The sequence below is a fragment of the Streptomyces sp. NPDC041784 genome (genome assembly GCF_055591025.1).
The window spans coordinates 26,426-40,895 of record NZ_JBVJAB010000007.1; the positions used below are offsets into that span (position 1 = coordinate 26,426).

General features: G+C 71.6%; 13 protein-coding genes and 1 pseudogene. 4 read left to right on the plus strand and 10 right to left on the minus strand.

Going from position 1 to position 14,470, the window contains the following annotated elements:
* The first annotated feature begins 249 nt into the window (after window positions 1–249).
* Window positions 250–1,053, plus strand: a complete 804-nt coding sequence (locus ACZ6D7_RS16665; protein WP_469491530.1) for an endo alpha-1,4 polygalactosaminidase — start codon at window positions 250–252, stop codon at window positions 1,051–1,053.
* A gap of 58 nt (window positions 1,054–1,111) precedes the next feature.
* Here ACZ6D7_RS16665 and ACZ6D7_RS16670 read toward each other — a convergent pair whose 3' ends face one another.
* The gene (locus ACZ6D7_RS16670; RefSeq protein ID WP_469490860.1) at window positions 1,112–1,486 is read right to left on the minus strand and encodes a hypothetical protein; all 375 of its coding nucleotides are present in this window, start codon (window positions 1,484–1,486) and stop codon (window positions 1,112–1,114) included.
* Between ACZ6D7_RS16670 and ACZ6D7_RS16675 the strand changes: the two genes are divergently transcribed.
* Window positions 1,477–2,160 (plus strand): anti-sigma factor, encoded by a 684-nt coding sequence (locus ACZ6D7_RS16675; protein ID WP_469490865.1) that lies wholly within the window; start codon window positions 1,477–1,479, stop codon window positions 2,158–2,160. The two genes, ACZ6D7_RS16670 and ACZ6D7_RS16675, sit on opposite strands and share 10 nt — an antisense overlap.
* A 20-nt stretch (window positions 2,161–2,180) precedes the next feature.
* Here the strand turns inward: ACZ6D7_RS16675 and ACZ6D7_RS16680 are convergent, their stop codons facing one another.
* Window positions 2,181–2,951 carry a DeoR/GlpR family DNA-binding transcription regulator gene (locus tag ACZ6D7_RS16680; RefSeq protein WP_469490872.1) on the minus strand — a complete coding sequence of 257 codons (771 nt, stop codon included), beginning with the start codon at window positions 2,949–2,951 and terminating at the stop codon, window positions 2,181–2,183.
* Window positions 2,952–3,041: 90 nt separating this feature from the next.
* On the opposite strand from ACZ6D7_RS16680, the pseudogene ACZ6D7_RS16685 reads away from it, so the two are divergent.
* A pseudogene (locus ACZ6D7_RS16685) lies at window positions 3,042–4,254 on the plus strand (MFS transporter).
* Between the two features lies 1 nt (window position 4,255).
* Window positions 4,256–4,600: a hypothetical protein gene (locus ACZ6D7_RS16690; RefSeq protein ID WP_469490875.1), complete on the plus strand. Its 345-nt coding sequence runs from the start codon at window positions 4,256–4,258 to the stop codon at window positions 4,598–4,600.
* Window positions 4,601–4,616: 16 nt separating this feature from the next.
* On the opposite strand, the gene ACZ6D7_RS16695 is transcribed toward ACZ6D7_RS16690, so the two are convergent.
* The 8 genes from ACZ6D7_RS16695 to ACZ6D7_RS16730 form a co-directional block, all read right to left on the minus strand.
* Window positions 4,617–6,794 (minus strand): discoidin domain-containing protein, encoded by a 2,178-nt coding sequence (locus tag ACZ6D7_RS16695; RefSeq protein ID WP_469490878.1) that lies wholly within the window; start codon window positions 6,792–6,794, stop codon window positions 4,617–4,619.
* A gap of 50 nt (window positions 6,795–6,844) precedes the next feature.
* Entirely contained in the window at window positions 6,845–8,464 is a 1,620-nt protein-coding gene (locus ACZ6D7_RS16700; protein ID WP_469490882.1) for a glycoside hydrolase family 13 protein, read from the minus strand.
* A 30-nt stretch (window positions 8,465–8,494) separates the two neighbouring features.
* On the minus strand, window positions 8,495–9,355 hold the full coding sequence (locus ACZ6D7_RS16705; protein ID WP_469490887.1) for a carbohydrate ABC transporter permease: 861 nt from the start codon (window positions 9,353–9,355) through the stop codon (window positions 8,495–8,497).
* Window positions 9,352–10,305, minus strand: coding sequence for a carbohydrate ABC transporter permease (locus ACZ6D7_RS16710; RefSeq protein WP_469490890.1), 954 nt, complete (start codon window positions 10,303–10,305; stop codon window positions 9,352–9,354). The genes ACZ6D7_RS16705 and ACZ6D7_RS16710 overlap by 4 nt, the downstream gene beginning before the upstream one ends.
* Before the next feature lie 5 nt (window positions 10,306–10,310).
* Window positions 10,311–11,660, minus strand: coding sequence for an ABC transporter substrate-binding protein (locus ACZ6D7_RS16715; RefSeq protein WP_469490893.1), 1,350 nt, complete (start codon window positions 11,658–11,660; stop codon window positions 10,311–10,313).
* Between the two features lie 182 nt (window positions 11,661–11,842).
* Window positions 11,843–12,841 carry a LacI family DNA-binding transcriptional regulator gene (locus ACZ6D7_RS16720; protein ID WP_469490896.1) on the minus strand — a complete coding sequence of 333 codons (999 nt, stop codon included), beginning with the start codon at window positions 12,839–12,841 and terminating at the stop codon, window positions 11,843–11,845.
* A gap of 89 nt (window positions 12,842–12,930) precedes the next feature.
* Window positions 12,931–13,317 (minus strand): VOC family protein, encoded by a 387-nt coding sequence (locus ACZ6D7_RS16725; RefSeq protein ID WP_469491532.1) that lies wholly within the window; start codon window positions 13,315–13,317, stop codon window positions 12,931–12,933.
* Between the two features lie 108 nt (window positions 13,318–13,425).
* Window positions 13,426–14,439 (minus strand): alpha/beta fold hydrolase, encoded by a 1,014-nt coding sequence (locus ACZ6D7_RS16730; protein ID WP_469490898.1) that lies wholly within the window; start codon window positions 14,437–14,439, stop codon window positions 13,426–13,428.
* Window positions 14,440–14,470: the final 31 nt, after the last annotated feature.

Below are 14,470 nucleotides of genomic sequence, written 5' to 3' on the forward strand. Positions count from 1 at the left end.
AGGCCATCTTGCTCCCCCCCGCCACCCCCCCCCCCCCCACCCCTCCCCCCCCCCCCCCCCCCCCCCCCCCACCCCCCCCCCTCCCCCCCCCCCCCCCCCCCCCGCCGTCCCGGGTGCCCGGTCTCATCCGGTTTGACGTGCCGATTGGTGATCCACTACGGTCCGGCCGTGCCCCCTCGGTCCGGAGTCCGTCCGTCCTCGCGCGTGCCGCGAGTCCGTCCCCGCCGCTCCGTGACGGTGCCGACGGCACTGGCCGCGGGCATCCTGCTCCTCCTCGCCTCCTGCTCCGAGCCCCCGGATCCCGACCCGAAGCCGACGCCGACGCCGTCCGCGGTGACGCTTCCGCCCGTCGGCAAGGGCTTCGACTACCAGCTCGGCGGCGCCTACCCCCCACCGCCCGGCGCCGCGATCGTCGCCCGCGACCATACGGCGTCCCCCGCGCCCGGCACGTACAACATCTGCTACGTCAACGCGTTCCAGGCCCAGCCCGACGCCGAGGGGGAGTGGGACGACGACCTGCTGCTGCGCGACACCGACGACGAGGTGGTCGTCGACCGGGACTGGGACGAGGCCCTCCTGGACATCGGCACCGCAGCCAAGCGCGCCCGCGTGGCCCGCAAGGTGAACGCCTGGATCGACTCGTGCGCGGCCAAGGGCTTCGACGCCGTCGAGCCGGACAACTACGACACCTACACCCGGGCCCCCGACGGACTGCTGACCGCCGACGACGCCAAGGCGTTCCTCGCCCTGCTGGCCGACCACGCGCACGCCGAGGGCCTGGCCATCGCGCAGAAGAACACCGCCGAACTGGCCGCCGACCGCGAGGAGGTCGGCGTGGACTTCGCGGTCGTCGAGGAGTGCGGGATGTACGACGAATGCGGCGACTACACCGAGGCGTTCGGCCGGCACGTCGTCGACGTCGAGTACGACGACCAGGGGATGAGGAAGGCCTGCGACGGCTGGGGCGACGAGATCAGCGTCGTACGCCGCGACCGGGACGTGACGCCCGAGGGCGAGCCCGGCCATGTCCGGGAGACCTGCTCCGACGGGTGACCGCAGGGACACAGCCCGGCACCCGGGCGTGCGACGCCCGGGTGCCGTCCGTTCGTGGTCAGCGGTGCTTGCACTCCCAGTGGCCCTTGACCCAGTGGTGTTCCCAGTGGCCGGGGACATGGACCCACTTGTAGGTGAAGTGGTGGTCCCAGTGGCCCTTGACCCAGTGGCCGTGGCGGTCGAAGTGGCCCTTGTGCCAGGTCTTGTGGTGGACCCGCTTCTTCTCCCAGTGGCCCTTGACCCACTCCTTCTCCCAGTGGCCCTTCTTCCATTCGCACGTGTCGTGATGGTCCACCGTCGCCACGGTCGTGGCGGACGCGGGTGCCGGAGCCGCGGTGGCCGTGCCGGACAGGCCGAGCACGGCTCCGCCGCCCAGCAGACCCGTCGCGGCGGCTCCCGCCACCAGCCGGCGGGCTCGCAGGGATGCGGTCATCGAACACATCTCCTTCGCCCGGCTGCGACGACTGTCGTCGGGAGCTCGTCGGCCTGGTGGAGACCGCCGCTCTCCTCGGCTCGCGGGAGACCGTCCCGGTGACACCCGAGGCCCGCGCCCGCACCCTCGGGGCCGTCGCCCGCACCCGGCAGGAACAGGTCCGCCGGCTCCCTGGCGCACGGGGCCGGAGAGTCCTGCGCCTCGCCCTCGCCGCGAGCGTCGCGGCCGCCGTCGCGTTCGGCGGGATCGCCGTCTGGCAGCACGGAGAGGCCGACGACGCGCGGGCCCGGGCCGCCTGGACCGAGCAGCAGGCCGACACGGCCCGCGCCGCGTTCGCCGACGTCCTCACGGCTCCCGACGCCACGCTCCACACCGGGGAGCTGAGCGACGGCACCACGGCGGCCGTCGTCGTCTCCCGTTCGGAGGCCCGCGCCGTCTTCACCGCCCATGGCCTGCCCGCCCTGACCGGCGGCAAGGTCTACGAGCTCTGGTACGCCTCCGAGACGGGCGAGGCCGAGCCGGCGGGCCTGCTGCCGGGCACCGCGAAGATCGACACCCGGGTGCTGGAAGGCTCCCCCGACGACGCCGTCGCCGTCGGCATCACGGTCGAACCCGCCGGCGGCTCCCCGCAGCCCACAAGCGAGCCCCTCGGCGTCATCTCCATCACCGCCTGAAGATCACCACCTGAGAGCGTTCACGGCGTCGTGGCGGTCAGGACCGAGACGTTCGCCGCCTCGATCGCGGCGAGTTCGCTCGGCGGGGCCGACGCGTCGGTGACGAGGGTGTGCAGCGCCGTGACGGGAGCCACGAACGCGTGGGCGGTGTGGGCGAGTTTGCTGCCGTCCGCCGCCGCGACCACCCGACGGGCCGAGCCGATGGCCGCCTGCTTGACGGCGGCGTCGTCGAGGTCGTAGGCCGTCAGCCCCTGGTCCGCGGCCAGGCCGCAGCAGCCGATGACGGCGGTGTCGAAGCGCAGGGCCGCGAGCGAGGCGAGGGTGAGCGGCCCGGTGAGGGCTCCTTCGCCGGGGCGGGGCCGGCCGCCCGGCACCAGGAGGGTCGTCCGCCCGGGGTTCTCGCCGAGGAGGTGAATGGCCTGGAGCGACAGGGGCATCACCGTCACCCGCCGGCCGCGCAGCGCCTTGGCGACTTCGAGGCAGGTGGTGCCGCTGTCCAGGACGACCGTCTCGCCGTCGGCGATCAGGCCGGCGACCTCCGCGGCGATCCGGGCCTTGCTCTCGACGCCGTCGTGCGCCCTGAGGGCGAACGGGGGTTCCTCACCCCGCAGGACCGTGCTGCGAGCTCCGCCCCGGACGCGCTCCAGCACGCCCTGGGCGGCGAGGGCGTCCAGATCGCGGCGGATGGTCATCTCCGAGGCGCCGGTGAGGCCGGCCAGCTCGCTGACGCTGGCGCTGCCCGCCGCGCGCACGGCGTCCCGGATCCGGCTGAGGCGGTCTGCGTTACCCATGGCGTGATTCAACACCACTTGCGATTGAACAAAACGTGTGGGAGATAGGGCTATTTTCGAACACGATACATGTTCGATATGTTTGCTCGTATGGAACGAGAACGATCACTGCGTGCCGCCCGTGCGGCGACCTTCACGTACTTCATCCTCAACGGGACCCTGCTGGGGATGTGGGTCGTGCAGATCCCGGCCATCGAGGAGCGGGTCGGCATCGGTCACGCCGTGCTCGGCGGCTTCCTCGTCCTGCTGGGACTGGGCGCGTTCGCCGGCATGCAGCTGGCCGGACCGCTCGCCGACCGCCTCGGCACCCGCACGGTCGTTCCCGTCTCCGCCGTGCTCTGCGCCGCCACCCTGGTGCTGCCGGGGCTGGCGGCCGACCCCTGGACGCTCGCGGCGGCCCTGTTCGTCTTCGGATTCGGCAACGGCTGCCTGGACGTGAGCATGAACGCCCACGCGGTCCAGGTAGAGAAGGCGTACGGACGTCCCGTGATGTCCGCCTTCCACGCGACGTTCTCCGTCGGCGGGGTGCTGGCCGCCCTCGCGGGCTCCGCGACCGCCGGCCTGGGCTGGGGCCCCGCGGCGACCCTGGGCACCGCCGGCGTCCTCGCGACCCTGATCGCCCTCGGCGCCGCGCGGAGCCTGCTCCCCGCCGAGCACCGGCCGGCCCCCCGACGCCCAGGGAGAGGACACGGCGGCCGCGTCGGCCGGGCGCCCCGCTCCCGCGCGCATCTGGATCCTGGCCGTGCTCGCCCTGCTGATCATGCTGTGCGAGGGGGTGGCCAACGACTGGAGCGTGCTGCACCTGAAGACCGTCCTCGGCGCCTCCGACAGCCTCGCCGCCTTCGCCTACGGCACCTTCGCCGCCGCCATGACCGTCGGCCGGCTCCTCGCCGACCGGGTCGCCGCCCGCTTCGGCCCCGTCGCGATCCTGCGCCACGGCGCCGCGACGGCCGCCCTCGGCATGACCGCCGTCGCCCTCTCTGCGTGGATCCCGCTCGCGCTCCTCGGCTGGGCGCTGTTCGGGGCCGGACTCTCGGGCTGTATCCCCCAGTTGTTCAGCGCCGCCGGCCACGCCGATCCCTCGGCGGCCGGCGCCAACGTCTCCCGCGTCGCCGGCCTCGGCTACCTCGGTATGCTCGCCGGCCCCGCCGTCATCGGCTGGCTCACCCACCTGGTCCCGCTCAACGTCACCTTCCTCCTGCCGGCGGCCCTGTGCCTCGTCGCCGCGGGCGCCGCCGGAGTCCTGCGGGGCCATACGGTCGCGGAGCCGAAGACCGAACGGCCCCCTGTGACATCCTCCTGACATGAGCACCAACTCGCCGACGGCGGGCGCCGCCGGATGCCTTCTCGCCGCGCTCGGCGCGGTCACGGCACCGCTGGCGTGGGCGCCGCGGGCCGCGTCCAGTGTCGAGGGCGGGTTCGAGGGCCAGTCCCGGGATCTGAGCGTCCTGTACGTCGACCTGCCGCTCGTCACGCTCGGCGGCGCTCTGCTCCCGTTGCTGGCCTGGGCGTTGACCGCGCGATGGGTGGGCCGGTCGTGGGTCGCCTCGGCCGTGGCCGTCGGGGCGCTCGCCCTCGGGGTGTGGGGTCTGCTGGAGTGGTGGACGCCGCGCATGATCCCGGACCCGGGGGACGGGCCCGGGATCTGATCGCCTCAGGACGGGGTCACGGCGTCAGGTACGCCTCGACCTCGCTGAACTGCCCCGCCGGCCAGCCGGTGTTGGCGCTGACGGACAGGCGCAGATAGCGCAGGCCGGTGCCCGCGGGCAGGGAGACGGTGGCCGTGTTGCCGGTCGCCGGGTCGAAGCGGTAGCCGGTGGAGCCCACGACGGTCGAGTAGGCCGAGCCGTCGGTGCTGCCCAGCACGGTGACGGTCTGCGTGCGCGCGCCCCATGCCGAGGACGGCGGCAGCTTCAGGACCAGGCGCCGGACCGCCTCCGTCGAGCCCAGGTCGACCGTCCAGGACTGCGGGAACGCGTTGTTGGTGGACTCCCAGTAGCTGTTCGCGTCACCGTCCACCGCCTTGCCGGGCGTGTAGACGTCTTGCGTCCCGGTCGCGGAGGCCGGGCGGCCCTTGGCGAGGTTGCGGGTCGGATCGGGGTCCGGGTTGCCCTGGCCGGGCTGCGGCCAGGTGGAGCAGTCCGACCAGGTGCTGTTCCAGCCGGAGTTGCCGCCGCCGTCGGTCAGCGTGAAGGAACCGGAGTTCGACGGATAGGGGCAGTTGTAGATCCCGGCCGCGCCGACCGAGGACGCGGTGACGTCACGGAACGTGGCCGCGCCCTGGGCCTCGGCCTGCACCACGACCGTCCCCGTGTTCCGCACGGTCGCGCCGGCCACGGTGACGTTGCGGACCGGATGGCCCTGCCCGCCACCCGACACAAACTCGAAGGCGCTGTACGGGCTGTCGACGATCGTCGTGTTGGTGATGTCGACCCTCGCGTTGACGGCGCTGTCGTAGGAGTCGACGCGCAGCGCGCCCATCGGGTGGTTCCAGTTGGGGTTCATGGCGCCGGTGCGCACGAGGGTGTTGCCGTCGACCGTGATGGTGCCGGACAGGGGGAAGAAGGGGTCGAGGAACTTCTGGTTGGAGATCGCGATGCCGCTGCCGAGGGCGTTGGTGTCGGCGATCAGATTGTTCCTGACCGTGATGTCGGTGCCGCCGTAGACGGCGATGCCGTTGGCCAGGTTCGGCTGGGTGATGGTGTTGTTCTCGAAGCTGCTGTTCGTGTCGGGCGCGTACAGCGACCACATGGCGAGCGCGTCGTCGCCCTGGTTGCGCAGGAAGTTGTTGCGGACGCGGACCCCGCGCGCGTGCCCGTTGAGGTTGAGGCCGTCGGCGGTCATGTCGAGGAACCGGTTGTTCTCGACGACGAGGTTGTCGTTGTTGCCCATCAACCAGAGGCCGACCTTGAGGTGTTGGAGCCACATGCCGGACACCGAACTGCCCGGCCCGAGGGACCCGTTGACGAAGTTGTCCGGGTTGGAGTCCACCCGCTCGGTGACCTCGCCGACGACCGCGAAGTCCTTGATGTGGACGCCCCCGGAGGAGCTGGACTGGTCGATGAAGCGCGAGGTGTGCACCACGGAGTGCCAGTGGCCGGCGCCCTGGAGGGTCACGTTCTGTACGCCGCTGAGTGACGAGGTCAGCCGGTAGTCGCCCGGCGGGATCCACACCACGCCGCCCTGGGCGGCCGCGACGGCGTCCCGGAAGGCCTGGGTGGAGTCGCCGTTGCCGCTGGGGTCGGCGCCCTTGGAGACGACCGACACCGAGCCCGCCGGCTGGGCGGCGGCCGCCGCGACCTGCTCGAAGTCGGTCACGTCGACGGTGACCTGGGTCCCGGTCGACTCGAAGGCGACCCTGTCGCCCGCCTGCACGTTCTGGCCGAGCAGCAGTCGGGCGTTGTCGAAGAAGTGGTGGGTCTTCGCGCCCGGGATCCAGCCGGTGTCGATGTAGGAGTACCTGGAGGTCACGGCGAGGGTCTTCGCGAGCCGGACGCCGTTGACGTACACACCGAGCGTGCCGGACTGGCCGTCCGGGACGCTGTAGGCGACGTTCACCGCGTTGGCCGCGCGCGGCACGGTGAACTCGACGCGCTGGCCGGCGGTGAGGCGCACGGCCTGGCGCCCGGACGCCTCGGAGGCGAGGGTGCCCTGGGTGTGGTCGGGGCCGATCCTCGATCCCGTCGTGGTGGCCGACTCGGCCTCGACGGAGGTGAACGGAAGACTCGCGCCCGCCGCCGCGTGGGCGGCCGGGGTGACGGCGACGAGCAGGCCGGCGGCGAGGGCGACGGCCGCACCGATTGCCGGCATGCTCCTGATATATCTGACGGTGCTCCTGTGCATGGGCTCATCCCTTCGTGGTGGGGGGTACGGGGACAGCGCAGGGCGGCGGCTCAGGCCCGGAGCCAGGCCGCCGTGTCCTGGGGGAGCCGGCCTCGGTCGTCCAACGGGCCGCTGGTGAGCAGGAGTTCGTGATGCGCGGGCAGCTCGGCGGGCGTGGCCGCGAGGTTCACCACACAGATCGCCGCACCCCGCGCACGAGTGAAGGCGAGGACCCCCTCGGGCGCGGGCAGCCAGGTGAGCGGGCCGTCGCCGAACACCGGCCGGGCGGCGACGGCCGTGCGGTAGAGGGCGAGCATCGAACCCGGATCGTCGCGCTGGCGGTCGACCGCGTACGCCGGCCAGCCCGCGGGCTGGGGCAGCCAGGGCTCCTCACGGGAACCGAAGCCCGCGTGGGGCGCGTCGGCCGTCCAGGGCAGCGGCACCCGGCAGCCGTCCCGGCCGGGATCGGTGCCGCCGGAGCGGAAGTGCATCGGGTCCTGGATCCGGTCGAGCGGGATGTCCGCCTCGGGCAGGCCGAGTTCCTCGCCCTGGTAGACGTAGACGGCCCCTGGCAGCGCCAGCGTCAGCAGGGCCGCGGCCCGGGCCCGGCGGGTGCCCAGGGCCGGGTCGGTCGGGGTGCCGAAGGCCTTGGCCGCGAAGTCGAAGCCGGTGTCCGAGCGGCCGTACCGGGTGACCGTGCGGGTCACGTCGTGGTTGCACAGCACCCAGGTGGCCGGGGCGCCGACGGGAGCGTGTTCGGCGAGCGTGGTGTCGATCGACGTCCGCAGCCGCCCCGCGTCCCAGGGACAGGCGAGGAAGGAGAAGTTGAAGGCGGTGTGCAGCTCGTCGGAGCGCAGATAGCGGGCGAAGCGCTCGGGGTCGGGGAGCCAGACCTCCCCCACGAACACCCCGTCGTACGGGTCGGCGACCGCCCGCCAGGACCGGTAGATGTCGTGGAGTTCGTCGCGGTCGACGAAGGGGTTCGGGTCGCGGCCCGCCACGAAGTCAGGCAGCTCCGGGTCCTTGGCGAGCAGCGCCGCGGAGTCGATGCGCACGCCCGCCACACCTCGCTCGAACCAGAAGCGCAGGATGTCCTCGTGCTCCTGGCGGACCGCCGGGTGCGCCCAGTTGAGGTCGGGTTGTTCGGGCGTGAACAGATGCAGGTACCAGTCGCCGTCGGGCAGCCGCGTCCAGACCGGCTCGGTGGAGCCGACGAACTGGGACGGCCAGTCGTTGGGCGGGAGTTCGCCGTGCTCCCCGCGCCCGGGGCGGAAGTGGAACAGCTCGCGCTCCGCGCTGCCGGGGCCGGCGGCCAGGGCGGCCCGGAACCAGGGGTGCCGGTCCGAGACATGGTTGGGCACGATGTCGACGATCGTACGGATGCCGAGCCCCCGCGCCTCGGCGATCAGTTTCTCGGCCTCGGCGAGCGTGCCGAAGGCGGGGTCGATGGCCCGGTAGTCGGCGACGTCGTACCCGCCGTCCTTGAGCGGGGACAGGTACCAGGGGGTGAACCACAGGGCGTCCACGCCGAGTTCGGCCAGGTACGGCAGCCGGGATCGGACGCCCGCCAGGTCGCCGGTGCCGTCCCCGTCGCCGTCGGCGAAACTGCGGACGTAGACCTGGTAGATGACGGCGGAGCGCCACCAGTCCCGCGCCTCGCGGTCGTTGTGGGCATGGGTGGGCTGTCCCACGGTGCTTGCCTTTCTGTCGGAGGGGCGGCGTCAGCCCTTCGTGGAGCCCGCGCTGATCCCGGCGACGATGTGCCGCTGGAAGACCAGGAACAGGGCGACCATGGGGATGCTGGCGATCACCATCGCGGCGATGAGCACGGTCAGCTGGATGTTCTGCGACAGCTGGACGAGCGCCACGCCGATGGGCTGCTTGTCGGTGTCGGAGAAGACCATCAGCGGCCAGAGGAAGTCCTGCCACACGGCGACCAGCGCGAAGATCGACACGACGCCCAGGACCGGCCGCGACATCGGCAGCACGATCGACCACAGGACACGCAGCTTCCCGGCGCCGTCGATCTCGGCGGCCTCCAGGACGTCGCGTGGCAGCTGGTCGAAGAACCGCTTGAGGAGATAGAGATTGAAGGCGTTCGCGACGGCCGGCAGCCAGATGGCGAGGGGATCGTTCAGCAGCCCCAGATCGGCGACCGTCAGGTACTTCGGTACGACGAGGGCCTGCGCCGGGACCATCAGGGTGGCGAGGATGCCGCCGAGGATCAGCTTGCCGAAGGCCGGGTTCAGCCGGGAGAGCGCGTAGGCGGCGGCCGTGCAGAGCACCAGCTGGAACAGCCAGGCGCCGGCGGCCTGAACGACCGTGTTCCACAGGTGGGTCGGCAGCTGCATCAGCTCCCAGGCGTCGGTGTAACCGCCGAGGTGCCACTCCTTCGGGACCAGGGTGGGCGGCGTCCGCGCCACCTCGTCCGGAGACTTCACCGCGCCCGTCACCATCCAGTAGACGGGGAACAGGAACGCCAGCGCGAAGAGGAGCACGACGCCGGTGAAGACCGCCCAGTACACGGCCTTGCCGCGCGGGCGGGCCAGTACCGCCGGGGAGACGAGCGTCCGTGTGCTCATGCGTCCCCCTCGGAGCGCGTCAGCCGCAGATAGACGGCGGAGAAGGCGCCCAGCAGCACCAGCAGCATGACGCTCAGCGCACAGGCGCCGCCGAAGTCGTTGTAGAGGAAGGCGTACTTGTAGATGAGGTAGAGGACGGTGACCGTGGCGTTCTCCGGACCGCCGCCGGTGATGACGAACGGTTCGGTGAACACCTGCATGGTGGCGATGATCTGAAGGAGCATCAGCATCAGGATGACGAACCTGGTCTGCGGGATCGTCACGTGCCGGATCCGCTGGAGCAGGTTCGCGCCGTCGAGTTCGGCCGCCTCGTACAGCTCGCCGGGGATGGACTGGAGGGCGGCCAGGTAGATCAGGACGGTGCCGCCCATGTTGGCCCAGGTGGCCACGATCACCAGGGAGACCAGCGCGGTGTCGGCGCCGTTGGACCAGTTCGAGGTCGGCAGGTGCAGGAACCGCAGCGCCTCGTTGGCCAGGCCCGCGCCGGGGTCGTAGAACCACTTCCACAGCAGGGCGCTGACCACCGGCGGGATCATCACCGGCAGGTAGACCACGACGCGGAAGAACGCCTTCGCGTGCCGCAGTTCGTTGAGGACCAGGGCCAGGACGAAGGGGATCGCGAAGCCGATGAGCAGGGCCAGCGCGGTGAAGGTGAGCGTGTTGCGCCAGGCGGCGGCGAACTCCGGGTCGTGCAGGACACGGGTGAAGTTGGCGGTGCCCACCCACTCGGGCGACGAGCCCGGCGTGTACTTCTGGAAGGCGATGACGACCGCGCGGATCGCCGGGTACCAGGAGAAGAGCGCGAAGCAGATCAGCCCGCCGAGCAGGAAACCGTAGGCGTGGACCTGGTCGAGGAGGCGGCGCCGCCCCCGGCCCCCTGCCGGGGGCGGCGCCTGGACCGGGCGTACGGCGACCGCCTCGGCGGGGCGCCGCGCAGCCGTCTTCGTCATGGTCGTCAGCTCCGGGCCAGGATGCCGTCGATCTTGCCGGAGGCGTCCTTCAGCAACTGGTCGATGTCGGCGTCCTCCTTGGTGAGGACGGCGGAGACGACCCCGTCGAGGACCGAGTAGATCTGCTGGGCGTTCGGCGGCTCGATCTTCATCTCCAGGCTCTGGTTGCCGTCCAGGAAGGCCTGGTAGTTCTCCACCGGCACATTGGCGTTGGCCTTCTTGACCTGCTGGTCCTTGGCGTCGGCGGCGCCGGTGAACAGGCGCGGCTCGGGCAGGCCGACCGGCGCGTCGTTCGTCTTGGCGCGGGCGTAGTCGCCGAGGAAGCCATCGCCCGGGGTGAGGAACATCGCGTCGAGCCACTTCAGAGCGGCGCGGATCTGGGCGGGCGTGGCCTTCTTGTCGACCATGTAACCGTCGCCGCCGATGAGCGTGCCCTTGCCGCCGGGCATCGGGGCCAGGGCGAGGTCCTTGTAGTCGCCGCCCTTCTCCTTGACCAGGATCGGGATGTTGTCCGGGGCGGAGAGGTACATGCCGAGCTTGCCCGAACCCATCATCTGCTGCACGTCGTTGATGACCAGGAGCTGCTTGCTGCCCATCGAGTCGTCGGTCCAGCGCATGTCGTGCAGGTTCTGCAGGACGGCGCGGCCCTCGGGGGTGTCGACGGTGGCCTTCTCGCCGTCGGCCGAGACGACGTCGCCGCCCTGCGAGTACAGCTCGGCGGTGAAGTGCCAGCCGCCCTGGTTCTGGGCGCTGTAGTCCGCGTAGCCGACCGTGCCGTCGCCGAGCGCCGCGATCTTCTTCGCGGCGGCGCGTACCTCATCCCAGGTGGCCGGCGGCTCGTCGGGGTCCAGGCCGGCCTTCTCGAAGAGGGCGCGGTTGTAGATCAGTCCCATGGAGTAGCCGGTGCGCGGGATGCCGTAGACCTTGCCGCCGACGGTGTAGATGTCCCGTAGCTGCTGCTGGATGGTCTCGTAGCTCTTGAGTTCCTTCAGGTACGGCGTGAGGTCGGCGGCCTGGCCGATGTCCACCACGTGCCGGGCGTCGGTGAAGTAGGTGTAGAACACGTCCTCCATCTGGCCGCCGGCGAGCTTGGCGTCGAAGGTCTTCGGGTCCTGGCAGGGGAAGGCGTCGTGCGCGACCACGTCGATGTCCGGGTGCTGCTTCTCGAATGAGGCCAGGTCCTCCTCGAAGAACCGCCGGTCGGTCTTGGCGCTTCGGGGCGGCTCGCAGTTGACGGTGATCCGGGTCTTGCCGCTCCCCGAGTCGTCGCTCGACCCGCAGGCGGTGGCGGTGAGGACGAGGGAGGAACAGACGCCGATCGCGAGGAAGGCATGGCGGAACCCTGTGCTGGACATCGCTGGACCCCTCCGGGCAGGAGCAGTGGACGGTCAGGAGCAGTGGGGGGCGGGCAGGAGCTGTGTCGGGCCACGAGCTGTGTCTCGCCACGAGCTGTGGGGCGTCGCACACTCAAGCACCGCCATCGTCCGACTGCAAGATGTCGCGCACAATATGCAATTATTCGACAGGAGGCTGGATCTCAGTGACGAGGCGCCTGCGCGGTGGATCCGCGGACCACCAGCTCCGGTTCGAAGAGCAGTTCGTCCGCCGCCACGGCACGCCCCGCGATCTGCGCGTCCAGCAGTTCGACGGCGGCCCGGCCCATGGCCTCGATGGGCTGGCGGACGGTGGTGAGCGGGGGTTCGGTGCAGTTCATCAGCGCGGAGTCGTCGTAGCCCACCACGGAGATCTCCGCAGGCACGTCGAGCCCCCGGCGTCGGGCGGCTCGTACGACGCCGAGCGCTATCGGGTCGCTGGCGCAGATGAAGCCCGTGACCCCGCGGTCGATCAGCCGGGTGGCGGCCGCGTGGCCGCCCTCGATGGAGAACATGGTGCGGGCGACGTACTCCTCGGGCAGCCGCCCGGCGAGCGTCCGGGCGGCCGCCAGCTTGCGGGCCGAGGGCACGTGGTCGCCGGGGCCCAGGACCAGGCCGATCCGCTCGTGCCCGAGGGAGGCCAGATGGCGCCAGGCCTGCTCGACGGCCACCGCGTCGTCGCAGGACACCCCGGGGAAGCCCAGGTCCTCGATGGCCGCGTTCACCAGCACGACCGGGATGTTGCGGTCGGCCAGCAGCCGGTAGTGGTCGTGGGGGGCGTCGGCCTGCGCGTACAGACCGCCGGCGAAGACCACGCCCGACACCTGCTGCTGGAGCAGCAGTTCGACGTAGTCGGCCTCCGAGACCCCGCCCCTGGTCTGGGTGCACAGCACCGGCGTCAGCCCGAGCTGGGCCAGCGCCCCGCCGATGACCTCGGCGAACGCGGGGAAGATCGGGTTCTGCAGCTCCGGCAGGACCAGGCCCACGAGTCGCGCGCGCTCACCGCGCAGCTGCGTGGGCCGCTCGTAGCCGAGCACGTCCAGGGCGGAGAGGACCGCCTGCCGGGTGGGTTCGGAGACGCCGGGCTTGCCGTTGAGCACCCGGCTGACCGTGGCCTCGCTGACCCCGACCTTCTTCGCCACTTCCGCAAGTCGTCGCGCCATGAGCGCAAGAATAGCGCAAGTCATGCAAGTGGCTTGCGGAGCCCGCGCGCGCGTCGGGGGTGACCGGTGCGTGACCGGCGGCCCGCCGCTCAGGAACCGCCCGCGCCGGGTTCCTCGATGACGGAGAGCACATTGCCGGCGGGATCGGTGAACCACGCGATCAGCGGGCCACCGCCGCGGTGGATGCCCTTGTCGTCGGCCTCGAGATGGTCGTAGCGCTCGAAGCGCACGCCCTTGCGGCTCAGCTCGTCGACCGCCGCCTCGATGTCGTCGACGGGGAAGTTGAGCGTGGTGTACGTCGCCGGGGTGTGATCGGGCTTGGGGTAGACCATGATGTCCCGGTCTCCCGCGAGGTGCAGGGCCAGGAGGTCGTTCTCCTCGGACACCCGCAGGCCGAGCGTCTCACCGTAGAACTTCCTGGCCGCGTCGAGGTCGTTCACCGAGAAACTGCTGAACGCCTTGGTGGTACCGAACATGATCGCCTCCATGGTCTCCATGGCCCCCATGGCCCCCATGGCCTCCATGGCCTCCGGAGAGGGTTTGCGGGGATTGCTGCCTGTTAGGACCTCGGGGCGGCCGGAAACTCATCGGTCGGCCGGCGCCTCGCGCGCCGGTGATCGTGCCGTGTGGCGCAGGATCTCGTCGGCGAGGCGGTCGTCCAGGGCCGGGGGCAGGGTGTGGCCCATGCCGTCGAGCATCACCAGGCGGGCGCCCGGGACGGCCGCGGCGGTGGCCTCGGCGTGGGCGGGCGGGAACATGGGGTCCTCGGTGCCGTGCAGCACCAGGGTCGGCGCGGTGACGGAGGCCAGGTCCGCCGTGGAGCCCGTACCGACGGCCCCGGCGAGGGTGTGGTTGAGCCCGGCCCGCAGGTCCCGCGCCCGCTCGTACACCCGCCGCTCCATGGCGCGGTACTCGGCCGCGGGGAACGGCAGGACCGGCCCGTGCAGCACCCGCCACAGCGGCATCCGGGCGGTCAGATACTCCTCCAGGCCGGTGTCCGGACCGGAGAAGGCGGTGGTGAGCGCGGCCAGCAACTCGGGCGTGGGCGGCGGGAGTTCGCCGGGGATCGAAGGTTCCCCCGCCATGACGCGCTGCACCGACGCCACCGTGTCCGTGCCGAGCGGCTGGGACGACAGGCTCGTCAGGGTCGACACCCGGGGCGCGTGCGTGACCGCCAGCAGCTGGGCGATGATGCCGCCGAGGGACGCGCCCACCAGATGGGCCCGTTCGACCCCGAAGGCGTCGAGCACGGCCAGCGCGTCGGAGGCCATGTCGGCGACGGTGTACGGCTGGGCGGCGTAGTCGACGACGGAGGAGCGTCCGGTGTCGCGATGGTCGTAGCGGATGACCCGGCGGCCCCCGTCGACCAGACGGCGCACGATGCCGTCGTTCCACTGCACGCCCTGTGCCTGCGCGCCCATCACCAGGAGCACGGTCGGGTGGGCCGGATCGCCGAAGTCCTCCGCCCACAGCTCGATGTCGCCGTCCATGTCGCCGTCCTTGCCTTCGTCCTTGTCGGCGCCCACGTGGACGGTCCGCTCGCGGCCCGTGAGGTACGCGGTCGTCGGTTCGGTTTCCTGTGCGTTATTTTCCTGCATGGTCGTTCAAGATAATGGTCCGGTGCGGCCC